The 13,015-nt window shown below is 76.5% G+C and carries 11 protein-coding genes; 4 read left to right on the top strand and 7 right to left on the bottom strand.

What is annotated here, in order from left to right:
• Nucleotides 1–22: 22 nt before the first annotated feature.
• From ACH4TG_RS01145 to ACH4TG_RS01135, 3 genes are all read right to left on the bottom strand, one after another.
• Nucleotides 23–1,363 (bottom strand): deoxyguanosinetriphosphate triphosphohydrolase, encoded by a 1,341-nt coding sequence (locus tag ACH4TG_RS01145; protein WP_398239527.1) that lies wholly within the window; start codon nucleotides 1,361–1,363, stop codon nucleotides 23–25.
• A 181-nt stretch (nucleotides 1,364–1,544) separates the two neighbouring features.
• Nucleotides 1,545–2,537 carry a sirohydrochlorin chelatase gene (locus tag ACH4TG_RS01140; RefSeq protein WP_398239526.1) on the bottom strand — a complete coding sequence of 331 codons (993 nt, stop codon included), beginning with the start codon at nucleotides 2,535–2,537 and terminating at the stop codon, nucleotides 1,545–1,547.
• Between the two features lie 155 nt (nucleotides 2,538–2,692).
• Nucleotides 2,693–3,136 (bottom strand): gamma-glutamylcyclotransferase, encoded by a 444-nt coding sequence (locus ACH4TG_RS01135; protein WP_398239524.1) that lies wholly within the window; start codon nucleotides 3,134–3,136, stop codon nucleotides 2,693–2,695.
• Nucleotides 3,137–3,542: 406 nt separating this feature from the next.
• Between ACH4TG_RS01135 and ACH4TG_RS01130 the strand changes: the two genes are divergently transcribed.
• The 3 genes from ACH4TG_RS01130 (at nucleotide 3,543) to ACH4TG_RS01120 (ending at nucleotide 7,832) form a co-directional block, all read left to right on the top strand.
• Nucleotides 3,543–4,268: a vancomycin high temperature exclusion protein gene (locus tag ACH4TG_RS01130; RefSeq protein ID WP_398239522.1), complete on the top strand. Its 726-nt coding sequence runs from the start codon at nucleotides 3,543–3,545 to the stop codon at nucleotides 4,266–4,268.
• Between the two features lie 67 nt (nucleotides 4,269–4,335).
• Nucleotides 4,336–6,525: a molybdopterin oxidoreductase family protein gene (locus ACH4TG_RS01125; RefSeq protein ID WP_398239520.1), complete on the top strand. Its 2,190-nt coding sequence runs from the start codon at nucleotides 4,336–4,338 to the stop codon at nucleotides 6,523–6,525.
• Nucleotides 6,526–7,196: 671 nt separating this feature from the next.
• Nucleotides 7,197–7,832 (top strand): hypothetical protein, encoded by a 636-nt coding sequence (locus ACH4TG_RS01120; protein WP_398239519.1) that lies wholly within the window; start codon nucleotides 7,197–7,199, stop codon nucleotides 7,830–7,832.
• 3 nt (nucleotides 7,833–7,835) lie between these two features.
• Here the strand turns inward: ACH4TG_RS01120 and ACH4TG_RS01115 are convergent, their stop codons facing one another.
• The 4 genes from ACH4TG_RS01115 to ACH4TG_RS01100 all read right to left on the bottom strand — a co-directional run bounded on the left by ACH4TG_RS01115 (nucleotide 7,836) and on the right by ACH4TG_RS01100 (nucleotide 11,365).
• Entirely contained in the window at nucleotides 7,836–8,318 is a 483-nt protein-coding gene (locus tag ACH4TG_RS01115) for an OsmC family protein (protein ID WP_398239517.1), read from the bottom strand.
• Between the two features lies 1 nt (nucleotide 8,319).
• Nucleotides 8,320–8,952: a GntR family transcriptional regulator gene (locus ACH4TG_RS01110; protein WP_398239516.1), complete on the bottom strand. Its 633-nt coding sequence runs from the start codon at nucleotides 8,950–8,952 to the stop codon at nucleotides 8,320–8,322.
• 836 nt (nucleotides 8,953–9,788) lie between these two features.
• The gene (locus tag ACH4TG_RS01105) at nucleotides 9,789–10,700 is read right to left on the bottom strand and encodes a GlxA family transcriptional regulator (protein ID WP_398239514.1); all 912 of its coding nucleotides are present in this window, start codon (nucleotides 10,698–10,700) and stop codon (nucleotides 9,789–9,791) included.
• A complete protein-coding gene (locus ACH4TG_RS01100) occupies nucleotides 10,697–11,365 on the bottom strand; it encodes a cysteine hydrolase family protein (protein WP_398239512.1) in 669 nt (222 codons plus the stop codon). The genes ACH4TG_RS01105 and ACH4TG_RS01100 overlap by 4 nt, the downstream gene beginning before the upstream one ends.
• Nucleotides 11,366–11,556: 191 nt before the next feature.
• On the opposite strand from ACH4TG_RS01100, the gene ACH4TG_RS01095 reads away from it, so the two are divergent.
• On the top strand, nucleotides 11,557–12,957 hold the full coding sequence (locus ACH4TG_RS01095; protein ID WP_398239510.1) for an NAD(P)/FAD-dependent oxidoreductase: 1,401 nt from the start codon (nucleotides 11,557–11,559) through the stop codon (nucleotides 12,955–12,957).
• Nucleotides 12,958–13,015 lie beyond the last annotated feature (58 nt).

The following is a 13,015-nucleotide window of genomic DNA, read 5'->3' as shown; positions in this document are numbered from 1 at the left end:
ACGCCCGGCGCCCGGTCCGCCCTCAGTGCGGGCCGGTGAGGCGCGCGTGCAGCGCCGTGGCCGCCGCGTCCGTCAGGGAGGCGATCTGGTCGACGACCGCCCTGCACCGCTCGGCGTCGCCCGCCGCGCCCTCGAACACCGCGCGGAACTGCGGGTCGAGCCCTTCCGGGGCCCGTTCCAGCAGCGCCGCGGCCAGCTCGGCGATGACGATCCGCTGCTCGGCGCGGCGGCGCGCCTGCGCGGCCCGCTGCATCACGTACCGGTCGGCGACCGCCTTGAGCACCGCGCACTCCAGCCGCTGCTCGCGCGGCACGACCAGCTCCGCCGCGTACCGGGTCAGCCGGGCGCTGCCGTAGCGCTCCCGCGTCGCCCCCTCCGCGGCCAGGCAGAACCGGCCGATGAGCTGCGAGGCGGCGTCCTTCAGACCGGCCTGGTCCAGCGCGGAGCCGTCGTACCGCCGCGGCCACCAAGGCTGGGCGAGCAGCCGGTCCAGCGCCTCGGCGAGTTCGTCCGGCGCGGCGCCGGCGGGCGCGTACCGGTCGGCGGCGCACGCGAAGACCTCCGCGCGGTCGTCCGCGGAGGTGAGCGCCCGCGGGTCGATGTGCCCGGCCTGCAGCCCGTCCTCGACATCGTGGACGGAGTACGCCACGTCGTCCGCCCAGTCCATGACCTGCGCCTCGAAGCAGCGGCGGCCGGTCGGCGCGCCGATCCGCATCCAGCGGAAGACCGGCAGGTCGTCCTGGTACACCCCGAACTTCGGGCTGTCCGGGTCGTCCGGGTGGCCGCCGCGCGGCCACGGGTACTTGGTGGCGGCGTCCAGCGCGGCCCTGGTCAGGTTGAGGCCGACGCTCACCTGCGGGGAGGCGAACCGTTTCGGCTCGATGCGGGTGAGCAGCCGCAGGCTCTGCGCGTTGCCCTCGAAGCCGCCGCAGCCGGCCGCGAACTCCGCCAGCACCATCTCCCCGTTGTGGCCGAACGGCGGGTGCCCCAGGTCGTGGGCCAGGCAGGCGGTCTCCACCAGGTCGGGGTCGCAGCCCAGGGCCGCGCCCAGCTCCCGCCCCACCTGCGCGCACTCCAGCGAGTGCGTCAACCGGGTGCGCGGGCTGGTGTCGGTGACCGCCGTGCCCGCCACGCCCGGATCGACGACCTGGGTCTTGCCGGCCAGCCTGCGCAGCGCCGCGGAGTGCAGCACCCGGGCGCGGTCGCGCTGGAAGGCGGTGCGCCCCGGCCGCTTGTCCGGCTCGGGCACGAAGCGCTCCAGGTCGTCGCCCTGGTAGGGGCCGTACCCGTCGCCGTGCGGCGACGGGTACGGCTCCACCGCCGGGTACGGGTCCACGGGGTCCACGGCGTGGTTCTGGTCCATACGCACGACGGTAACCGGCCGCGCCGACGGTGCGCTTGCGGCGACGGCGGTGTCCGTGCCCCTCCCGCCGACGGTGGGGACGCTACTCGGGTCCGGTCCGGTCCTCCTCCGCGTCAGTTCCGGGTGGCGGCCGCGAGAGGGCGGGCGCCGCCACTCAGGTCCGGTCCGGTCCTCCCACGCGTCAGTTCCGGGTGGCGGCCGCGAGAGGGCGCGCGGGCCCGGCGGCCAGGGAGGCGGCCGCACGGTCGTAGCGGTGCAGCACCAGCCGGGCCATGGCGTCCTGCGCGCCGAGCGGCGCCGCGGCGATCCACGGTGCGGCCGCCGCGGTCTGCGCGGCGAACCGGCCGGGCGCGGTGAAGCAGGCGGCGACGGCCACCCGGCGCACGCCGCGGGCGGCGAGCGCGGCGAGGGCCTCGGGCACGGTCGGCGACGCGGCGGAGGCGAACGCCGGCACGACCGGCACGCCGCCGAGGCGGGCCGACAGCAGCGCGGCGGTGGCGGCGGTGTCCGCGGCCGAGTCGGGGTCGCGCGACCCGGCGGCGGCCAGCACCACGGCCTCGCCCGGCAACGGGCGGCCCCAGCCGGCCTCCACCAGCCGGACGTGCAGCGCCTCGGCGAGCAGCGGGTGCGGGCCGAGCGGGTCCGCGACGACACCGCGGACCCGCGGAGCGGCGGCCAGCGCGGCGGGCAGGTCGTGCTTGACGTGGTGGCCGCGGCCGAGGAGCAGCGGGACGAGTACGGCGGGCGCCTCCGGGGATACGGGTGCTGGGATCGCGTGCCCCTCGGGGGCGGCGAGGCCGCCGGCCAGCAGGGCGAGGGTGCCGGCGAGCAGGGGCTCGTTCAGCTCGATGTGCCCGAGGCGCACGTCGAGGCCGGGGCGCAGGGCCCGGATCCGTTCCAGCAGGGCCTGCACGGTGCGCAGCGCCCGCGGGTCGCGGCTGCCGTGCGCGACGGCCACCAGCGGGGGGCGGGACGGGCACGGTGTCTCCGGCGCCGCCGGGGTCCGCGCGGGCAGCGGGGGCCTCGGGGTCCGCGGGGGCAGCGGCGGGCGCGGCGGGCCCTCGGCGAGGCGGACGAGGGAGCGGGTGAGCTGCTGCGACACCTGGACCATCAGGTCCGCGGGGTTCGCGCAGCCCGCCGGGTACGGGGGCGTGTGCGCGGTCGGCTCGGCCATGCTCCGATGCTGGGGTGCCGGTGTTGCCCCGCGGTTGCCCCGGCGTAAGGACTCCTTTCCGGCGCCTCACCCCGGGCGCCGCCGGCGCGTGAGGCCGGGACGCCTGGAGGGCGGCCTCTTGCGGGACGGGCCGTCGAAGCCCGGTCGGCCCGCCGTCAGGACCGGGGTGTCCGGGGGCCGGGGCCGTCGGCGGGCCAGCGGCCGGTGGGGATGGGGCGGGCCGCGGCCACGAGGCCGGCGGCGCGGCGTGCGGGCGCGAGGTAGACCCAGGCGGGTCGGACGCCCAGGTCGGTGTGCACGTCGCGGACCACCCGGTCGTAGAGGCTGCCGGGGTCGCCGGGGACGTAGGACTCCAGCAGGTCCAGGTCGGCCAGCACCCGGGCGTAGTGCTCGGCGGGGATGTCCACCAGGTCGCCGTGGACGACCGCCGCGCCCGCCGGGTCGTCCACGGCGAACGGGTAGCCGGGGCCGTGGAACAGCAGCGCCCCGCGCAGCGTGGCGGGCGTCCACGCCGCGGTCCTGCCGCGCAGCAGCCCGTGGTTGCGCTGGCCGGCACGCAGCGTGCCGTAGACGAAGAACGGCAGGTGACGCTCGGTCACTCGGGCCTCCAGGGAGCGTACTTGGGGACTGTCAGAGGTCCCTCCTACTGTGATGCACCGCGCGGGTTCCGCGCCGCGGAGGGGGCGGCGCGGCACCCTCCGCGGCGTGCCGCCCGGTCCCGCCTCGCCCCTGTGGCCCCGGTGAACGCGGCTCCACATCTCCCTTACACGGCCGTGGCGCTTCACCCACGACGCGGTGACCGGCCACCCCAGTTGATCGTGGCCGGCGCCGGTCTGGGCGTCGTCGCGAGGCGCCGCCGCGACCAGGGCGCCTGATCCGGCCGGTACCCGCCTGCGGCGGTCGCGCCGGGCGCGGGCACGCGTCCGGCGCAACCGCGCGCCCGGCGCGCCGCGTCGATCAGCAGGGCAGGTTCCTTCCCTCCCGGCACGTTGAAAGGCGGTCCCCGTGCGACGTCCCCGGTGGCTCGACCGCGCTGCGGTCTCCCGGCTGCGCGGCCGCCTGCATCTGCCGCGGACCCGGCGGGGCCGGCGCCGCGCCGTCCAACTGGCCATGGCGGTCGCGGTGCTGGCGCTGCTGCCCGTCACCTGGGTGCGGCTGGCCGGCGATCCTCGGGTGCGCACGGAGGCGGACGTGCCGTCCGAGCCGGTGGCCGTGGTGTTCGGCGCGGGCCTGTGGCAGGGGCGGCCGTCCCCGTACCTGGCGCACCGGCTGGACGCGGCGGCCCGGCTGTACGCGGCCGGCAAGGTCCGGGTGCTGCTGGTCACCGGCGACAACAGCCGTACGTCGTACGACGAGCCGGGCGCCATGCGCACCTACCTCACGGCGCACGGCGTGCCGCGGGACCGGATCGTCGTGGACGACGCCGGCTTCGACACCTGGGACTCGTGCAGCAGGGCCCGCCGGATCTTCGGGGTGGACCACGCGGTGCTGGTCAGCCAGGGGTTCCACATCCGCCGGGCACTGGCCCTGTGCCGGGCCGCGGGGATCGACGCGTACGGCGTCGGCGTCGACGAGAAGCACGACCTGACGTGGCTGGCCGGCGGGGCGCGGGAGGTGCTCGCCGCGGGCAAGGCGGTGCTGGACATCGCCGCGAAGCCCGATCCGCGGTTCCTCGGGCCGCACGAGAACGGCGTGGCGCAGGCCCTCACAGCGGCGGACGGGCGGCGCTGAGGGGGGCGTGCCCGCCGCGTAACCGGTGGGAGGGCGGCGTGAAACACCGCGCCCGCAGGCTGGGCGCATGAGCGCTCCTGCCGCCGCCGGCCCGACCGCGGACCCCGCCGTCCCCGCCGCTCGCGCGTCCCTCGGGGCCGTGGACACGCACTGCCCGTACTGCGCGCTGCAGTGCGGGATGCGGGTGCGTGCGGCGGGCGGTGCCGGCGGGGGTGCGGGAGGCCGTGCCGGCGGCCCTGCCGGTGAAGGGGGCGCGGTGGCCGAGGTGCTGGAGCGGCCGGAGTTCCCGGTGAACCGGGGCGCGCTGTGCGGCAAGGGCCGCACCGCTGCCGAACTCCTGGCGCCCGCGGCCCGGTTGACGAACCCGCTCGTGCGCGACGCGGACGGCGTGCTGCGCCCGGCGGGCTGGGACGAGGCGCTGGACCGGGTCGCGGACGGGCTGCGGCGGGTCGCGACCGCGCACGGCCGGGACGCGGTGGGCGTGTTCGGCGGCGGCGGGCTGACCAACGAGAAGGCGTACGCGCTGGGCAAGTTCGCCCGGGTGGTGCTGCGCACCTCGCAGATCGACTACAACGGCCGGTTCTGCATGTCGTCCGCCGCGGTCGCGCACCAGCGGGCCTTCGGGCTGGACCGCGGGCTGCCGTTCCCGCTCGCCGACGTGGCCCGCACCGGCTGTGTGATCCTCGTCGGCTCCAACCTCGCCGACACCATGCCGCCGGCCCTGCGGTACCTGACCGAACTGCGGGAGAACGGCGGCACGTTGATCGTCGTCGACCCGCGCAGGACGCGCACCGCCGAGCAGGCGGACCTGCACCTGCAGCCGCGGCCGGGCACCGATCTGGCGCTCGCGCTGGGCCTGTTGCACCTGGTGGTGGCCGAGGGCCGGGTGGACGAGGAGTTCGTCGCGCGGCGCACCAGCGGCTGGCGGGAGACGCTGCCGGGGGTGATGGCGCACTGGCCGGAGCTGGTGGAGCGGATCACCGGGGTGCCGGTTCCCCAACTGCGCAAGGCCGTCGCGCTGTTCTGCGACGCCCCGGCGTCCATGGTGCTCACGGCGCGGGGGCCGGAGCAGCAGGCCAAGGGCACCGACACGGTGAGCGCCTGGATCAACCTGTGCCTGGCGACCGGCCGTTCGGGCCGGCCGCTGTCCGGCTACGGCTGCCTGACCGGTCAGGGCAACGGCCAGGGCGGCCGCGAACACGGCCAGAAGGCCGACCAGTTGCCCGGCTACCGCAAGCTGGACGACCCGGCGGCCCGGGCGCACGTCGCCGGCGTGTGGGGCGTGGACCCGGACGACCTGCCGGGGCCCGGCCGCAGCGCGTACGAGTTGCTGGACGCGCTCGGGCGCGACGTCAGGGGCCTGCTGCTGATGGGCTCCAACCCGGTGGTGTCGGCGCCGCGGGCCGCGCACGTCGCCGCACGCATCGAGGCCCTGGACTTCCTCGCGGTGTGCGACGTGGTGCTGTCCGAGACCGCGGCGCTCGCCGACGTGGTGCTGCCGGTCACGCAGTGGGCGGAGGAGACCGGCACGACGACGAACCTGGAGGGGCGGGTGCTCCTGCGGCGCCGGGCGGTCGACCCGCCTTCCGGCGTCCGCTCGGACCTCCAGGTGCTGGCGGAGCTGGCCCGGCGGCTGGGGGTGGCGCGGGGCTTCCCCGCGGACCCCGAGGAGGTCTTCGCCGAGCTGCGGCGCGCCTCGGCGGGCGGCCCGGCCGACTACTCCGGCATCAGCTACGGCCGGATCGCCGCGGAGGACGGGGTGTTCTGGCCGTGCGCCGGCCCGGACGCGCCGGGCACCCCGCGGCTGTTCCTCGACCGCTACGCGACGCCCGACGGGCGGGCCAGGTTCACGCCCGTGCAGCACCGGCCCTCCGCGGAGGAGCCGTCCCCGGAGTACCCGTACTACCTGACGACCGGGCGGGTGCTGGCCCAGTACCAGTCGGGTGCGCAGACCCGACGGGTGCGCGAGCTGAACGCGGCCGAACCCGGCCCCTTCGTCCAGCTGCACCCGCGCTTGGCCGCCCGGCTGGGGGTGGCCGAGGGCGAGCCGGTCGAGGTGACCAGCCGCCGCGGGCGGGCCGTGGCGCCGGCCCGCATCTCCCCGTCGATCCGCCCCGACACGGTGTTCATGCCTTTTCATTGGCCGGGAGAGGGGCGAGCCAACACCCTGACCAACCCCGCGCTCGATCCCGCTTCCCGGATGCCGGAGTTCAAGGTCTGCGCGGTGCGGTTGGGGCGGGTTGGCCCCACGGGTTGACCTGGCGTCGCCTTCCCCGGCCACGTCTGGACCCCTGCCCGGGTCTCGGCTCCCGGGGTGCCCCGCGGGGTGCTTTGCCGCCTGCCGCGGCGTCTCGGCTGGTCGCGCTGGGGGTACCTCCCAGGCGAAGCGCTGGGGGACCCCGCGCCCCTTTCGGTGCACCTTCGGTGGGTGGGGTCGGGGCCGCCACGGGAGTGTCTCCTCGGAACTGTGCGTGCGGCTTCTTCCGTGAAGTGGGCCGGGTGGATGCACAGTTCCTGCGGGGACACTCCCGCACCGTCCCCTCCCGGGCCGTCCCCCGTCTGCGGGAGGAATGGGGACGGCGGTCACCCATGGGGGCGCGGGGAACTGCGCCACCGCCGGTCCGCACCCGGCAACGCACCCCCGGGGGCACCCCAGACCCCCGCCCCGGAGGGGCGATGCTCCAGGAGCGCGGGGAACTCCGCGACCGGCCACAACGAACCGTTCCGACGGCAACGACGCCCAAGGGACACCCCAGATCCCGCAGGGGCGCGGGGAAGTGCGGGACGAGGCACGGCGGACCGTGGACGGGGACGCACCCTGGGGGACGGCCCGGTTGGCGTCAGGGGGAGGCACAGCGGGCCGGGGGATGGGAGAGTCGGGGGATGGGGTTCTTTGAGGGATTTCCGGAGGAACCCGCTCCGGGGAGGGTGGAGTTACCGCCGCGGCCGGCATGGCAGAAGCTGGAGGCGACGCTGCCCTCGTCCGTGGGGTGGGACACCGTGCTGGTCAGGGCAGGGGATGCGGCCGTATGGGTCGGCAACCTGCTCGCGTACCCGAATGGCTTCGCCTTCACCGTGCGGGCGGTGCGGCGGCTCGGGAGCTCGCGCCCGATCGCCGGTGAACTCGACGCCCCCATGGACCCGTTCCATGGAGCGCGGCGCCGCTCGGGACCCGGCGGACTGCGCTTCGGACTGGAGTACGCGGACGGGCGCCGGGCCGCCACGGGTGGGGGCATCGCCGGTGTCGTCGCCGCCCGCCGCGATCCCGACGAGCGGACGTTGCGGCTGACCGAGCACGGGGGCGGCGGCAGCGACCGCACCTGGGACACCGACTTCTTCGCCTCGCCGCTGCCGCCCGAGGGGCCGGTGACGTTCGTCGCGGTGTGGCCGGACGCGGGCGCCCCGGAGAGCCGGGCCGAGCTGGACGGCGCGTTGATCCGGCAGGCGGCCGCCCGCGCGGTCGAGTTGTGGCCGGAGGACGAGTTCCTGGCCGACGGCCCGTCGGCGGCGTACCGCACGCTGAGGGCCGGGTTCGACGACGAGCCGCCGCCCGCGGCGAGTTGACCGTCAGGCGCCCGCGACCGTCACCGAAGCCTCGTGGTTCACGGGGAAGTTCACCGAGTTCGCGATGAAGCACAGCCGGTGGGCGTCCGCGTGCAGGGAGCGGGCCTTGTCGGCCATCTCGGGCGAGGCCACCTCGACCTGCGGGCGCAGCAGCGCCCGGGTGAAGTGCCCGCCGCCGTCGCCGGTCTCCTCCATCGTGCCGGTCGCGTGGTCGGTGTAGGCGGTCACCACGACACCGCCGACCGCGCACACGTGAAGGTACGACAGCATGTGGCACTGGGCGAGCGCGGCCAGCAGCAGCTGCTCGGGGTTCCAGCGGTCGGCATCCCCGCGGAAGTGCGGGTCGGCGGAGCCGGCGAGCGGGGGCAGCCCTGCGGCCGACACCTCGTGCGTCCTGCGGTACGAGCGGTAGGAGTCCGTGCCCGTGCCGAGGTTGCCGGTCCAGACGACCTCGGTCTCGTACGTGTGCTGCCTGGCAGACGGCATGTCAGTCGCTTCCTTCCCCGAGGGTGTCCATGACGTGTGCGCGGGCCGCGGCGGCGGCGTCCGCCGCCCGGCCCTCGCGGATGGCGGCCAGCAGCTCGCGGTGCTGGACGTTGACGTGTGCGGGCCGGCCGCGCGGGTCCAGGGACGCGCGGGTGGACACCACGATCTGGTCCCACAACCGGTCCAGGGCCGCCGCCGCGACCGGGTTGGCGGCCAGGGCCGCGATCCGCGTGTGGAAGCGGCGGTTGTGCGTGACGGCTGCCGCGAAGTCGCCGGCCAGCGTGGTCGCTTCGGCCTGCTCGGCGTCCTCGACGAGGGCGGCGAGGTCGGCCGGCGCGATCCGGCCCTGCGCGTGGCGTGTGGCGGCCAGCTCCGCGGTCAGCGCCTCCAGGGCGGCCCGCACCTGGTAGGCGTGGCGCAGTGCCGCTGTGTCCAGCGCCACGACCTGGACGCCGCGGCCGGCGGACCGCACCAGGCCGTCCGCGATCAGTGCGCGGAAGGCTTCGCGTACGGGTGTGCGGCTCATCGCCAACGCGTCGGCGATTTCGGTCTCCGTCAGCCGCTGACCGGGGGCGTAGGCGCCCGCCACGATCAGGTCCCGCAGTTTCGCCCGCGCGCTCTCCGTTTGCTGCACGCGGCCACCCTACGTCTCTGCACGCATTGCATGCAATGTATGCAACTAGCTCCCCCTCACCTCCCCGCACCCCTGAACGTCGACCGGGCTGCCCCGGAGCTGCTCTGCCGGGTGCGACGCCGTCGTGGTTTGTCGCGCAGTTCCCCCCGCCCCTACGGCGACCGGGCAGCCCCCGGAGGTGCTTTGCCGTCTGCGACGTGCATCGTGGCTGGGCGCGGAGTTCCCCGCGCTCCTGGAGCATCGCCCCTCCGGGGCGGGCATCGGGGGTGCCCCCGGGCCGCCGTTGCCGGGTGCCCGGCGCGTGGGGGGGGCGGGTTGGCTGGTCGCGCAGTTCCCCGCGCCCCTGCGGCAACCGGGCAGCCCCCGGGGGCGCGTTGCCGTCGCAACGGTTCGTTGTGGCTGGGCGCGGCGTTCCCCGCGCTCCTGGGAGCATCGCCCCTCCGGGGCGGGGGTTCGGGGTGCCCCCGGGCCACCGTTGCCGGGTGCCCGGTGCGTGGGGGGGCGGGTTGGCTGGGCGCGGAGTTCCCCGCGCCCCTATGGGTGACCCCCGGACCCATTCCTCCCGCAGACGGGGGCCGGCCCGGGAGGGGACGGTGCGGGAGTGTCCCCGCAGGAACTGTGCATGCGCCCGGGCAAGCCGATGGACAAAGCCGCGCGCACAGTTCCGAGGAGATACTCCCGTGGCGGCCCCGACCCCACCCACCGAAGGTGCACCGCAAGGGGCGCGAGGAACTGCGCGACAAGCCACGACGAGACCAGCAGACGGCAGCGCGCAGCGCGAGGCAGCCCGGGAGCCGACGCGGCGCCCTGGGACGAGGGCAACCCAGCCGCGAGCACTACCCAGAAGCTCGGGCCCGAAGCCGCCGCAGCATCCGCCCGTCCTGGAACCCGACCGCCCGCGCAGCCGCCTCCGCGGTCGCCCCGTGCGCCAGCAGATGCTCCGCCCGCTCCACCCGCAACTCCTGCTGGTACCGCAACGGCGTGAGCCCCGTCGCCGCGGCGAACCGCCGCGTGAGCGTCCGCTCACTCAAGCCCGCGCCGGTGGCCAACTCCGCAAGCGCCAACCGCTCGGCGAACCGCGCGTCGATGACGTCCTGAGCCCGATGCACCGCATCGCTGACGTGCCCGCGATGCCGCATCATCGCGCTCGCCTGCCGCTCGTCCCCGTTGCGCCGCGCGTACACCACCATCTCCCGGGCGACGCGCGCCGCGGCGCCCGGCCCGTGCCGCACCGCCAGCAGATGGAGCGCGAGGTCGATGCCGCTGGCGATGCCCGCCGAGGTGACCACCGTGCCGTCCACCACGTAGAGCACGTCGCGCACCACCGTGGCCTTCGGGTAGCGGTGGGCGAGTTCGTCCTGCACGTCGTGGTGGGTGGTGCAGCGGCGGCCGTCGAGCAGCCCGGCCCGGCCGAGGGCGTCCGCGCCCGCGCAGACACTGGCGACGGTGCCGCCCGCCGCGTGGTGCGCCCGCAGCCGCTCAAGGGTGGCGGCGGACATCGGCCCGGTGTCGCGCAGCGAGTGCGCACGCCAGCCGGGCACCACCACGAGGTCCTCGGACCCCAGCCGCGGCCACGTCACCTCCGCCCGCAGCGGCAGGCCCTGCGCGGTGGGCACGTCCTCCTGCTCGGCCACGTACGACAGCGTGTAGCCGAGCCCGTGGTCCGCCGCGGTGGAGAACACCTGGGCGGGCCCCGCCAGGTCCAGCAGGTGCAGCCGCGGGACGAGCAGGAAGACGACGTGGGTCACGATCCGGTCAGCTCCTTGACGGTGGTGACGGTGGCAAAGCGGCCGGCCAGCGCGTACCGGGTGCGCGCGATGATGTCGGCGGGCAGCAGCGTCCCGGGGTCGGCCAGCACCTCCGCCAGCGGCCGGCCGGCCGGCGCGTCGGGGTGGGAGATCGGCTCGGTGGCGGTCGCGTCCGCGACGAACGTCACCCGGTACCCGAGGTCGGAGGCCAGCCGGGTGGTGGTCTCCACGCACTGCTCGGTGCGGATGCCGCAGGTGATCAGCGAGCGGATGCCGCGCTCGGTGAGGATCTGCTGCAGGTTGGTGGTGGTGAACGCGTTGTGGGACGTCTTGGTGAGCTGCGGCTCGCCGGCGGCGGGCGCGAGCGGGGCGATGTACCGGACGTGGCCGTTCGCCGGGTCGAAGACGGTGCCGCTGCCGGGCTCGCTGTGCAGCACCCACACCACCAGGTGCCCCCGGGCGCGGGCGAAGTCGACCAGCCTGGCGACCTGGACGGCCACCTCGGGGTCGGAGGCGGCCTGCCAGCTCTCCCGCTGCCGGAAGGACTCCTGGACGTCGATGACGAGCAGCGCGGTGGCCGCCCCGGTCTCCTCGCCGGCGGCCGGCTGGGCGGCGGTCGACGCGGAGGTCGCGGCGGTCGCGGATGTCGCGGATGTCGTGGTCATGGACCGATCCTGGCTCGGCTGCACCCTCCGAGGGTAGACATGATCGTGTCCCGATGCGGAACGATCCGGTCACCCGTGGCGGGCCCCTCGCACACGCTCACACCGCGCGCCGTGCGGCGATGAGCGCAGCGTTGCGCCCGGGAAACGGCGCAGATCCGGCCGGGTAACAGCGGCCCCGCACCCTCGTGGGCATGGACATCGTGGTGATCGGCGGCGGGATGGCGGGCGCGCGGCTCGCTCAGCAGCTCGCGCCGTGCGCGGGGGTGCGGGTCACGGTGGTCGGCGAGGAGCCGCACCCGCCGTACAACCGCGTGCTGCTCGCCGAGGTGCTGGCCGGCCGGTACGGCCCGGAGCTGATCGCCCTGCCGGACGGCGGCGCCGTGACCGGCCCGCCCCGCCGGGCGGTCGCGCTGGACCGGGCCGGCCGTCGGGTGGTGTGCGCCGACGGGCACGAGCTGGGCTACGACCGGCTGGTCCTGGCGACCGGCTCGAACCCCGTACTGCCGCCGCTGCGCGGCCTGTTCACCACCTCCTACCGCGAACTGCCGTCCGGCGTGCACGCGTTCCGCACCCTCGACGACTGCCTGGCGCTGTCCGGGGCGGCCGGCGAGGGCACCCGCGCCGTGGTGGTGGGCGGCGGACTGCTGGGGGTGTCAGCGGCGCAGGCGCTCGCCGCACGCGGGGCGCAGGTCGTGCTGGCGCAGCAGGCCGAGCACCTCATGGAACGCCATCTCGACGCGCCTGCGGCCCGGTTGCTGCAACGCCATCTGGAGGGGCAGGGCGTGGAGGTGCACACCGGGTGCCGGGTGCGCGGGGTCCGCGTCCAGCCGCACGACGGCCCGGCCGGCCGGCGGGTGCGCGCGGTCGAACTGGCCGACGGCTACTGCCTGGAGACCGACGTGGTGGTGCTGGCGTGCGGGGTGCGGCCGCGGACCGCGCTGGCGCTCGCCGCCGGGATCGCTGTGGACCGGGGGATCGTGGTCGACGACCGGCTGTGCACCAGCGACCCGGCGGTCTTCGCGATCGGCGACTGCGCCCAGCACGACGGCGTCGTCCACGGTCTGGCCGGTGCCGCGCGCGACCAGGCCGACGTCCTGGCCCGGGTGCTGGCCGCCGAGGCCGGCGGCCCCGGGACCGAGCCGGGCGCCCTGCCCGGTGCCGCCGGCGCCCTCACCGGCCACGGCGACGAGCCGCAGCCCCCCGCGGCCCCCCGCTACCGCGGCACCCGGGCGCTGACCCGCCTGACGCTGGGCGGCCGCCCGGCCGCCGCCGGGCCCCGCGGCGAGACCCCTGCCGGGAGCGCGACGGTGGACGCCGCCGCGCCGCGGTCCGCTGCCGGCGCCGGGCTCGGCCCGTTCGACCTGGCCGCCTTCGGCGACCCGGTCCCGGCCGCCGGCGACGACGTGCTGGAGCTCGCCGACGCCACCCGCGGCGCGTACCGCAAGGTCGTGGTCCGCGGCGACCGGCTGGTCGGCGGCATCCTCCTCGGCGACCTGGCCGCGGTCGGCGCGGTCGCCCGCACCTGGGAGGGCGACGAGCCGCTGCCCGCCGCCCCGTTGATCCACCTGCTCACCCACGACGGAGGTCTCTGAGCATGACGACGCCAACCCCCGCCACCCGCACCGCTGCCGATCCCGCCGGGCACGCGGC

The organism is Streptomyces sp. NPDC020917 (assembly GCF_044333795.1).
GTDB lineage: Bacteria > Actinomycetota > Actinomycetes > Streptomycetales > Streptomycetaceae > Actinacidiphila.
The sequence above is the reverse complement of the archived record's forward strand: the minus strand, read 5'-3'. Positions and strand labels throughout refer to the sequence as shown.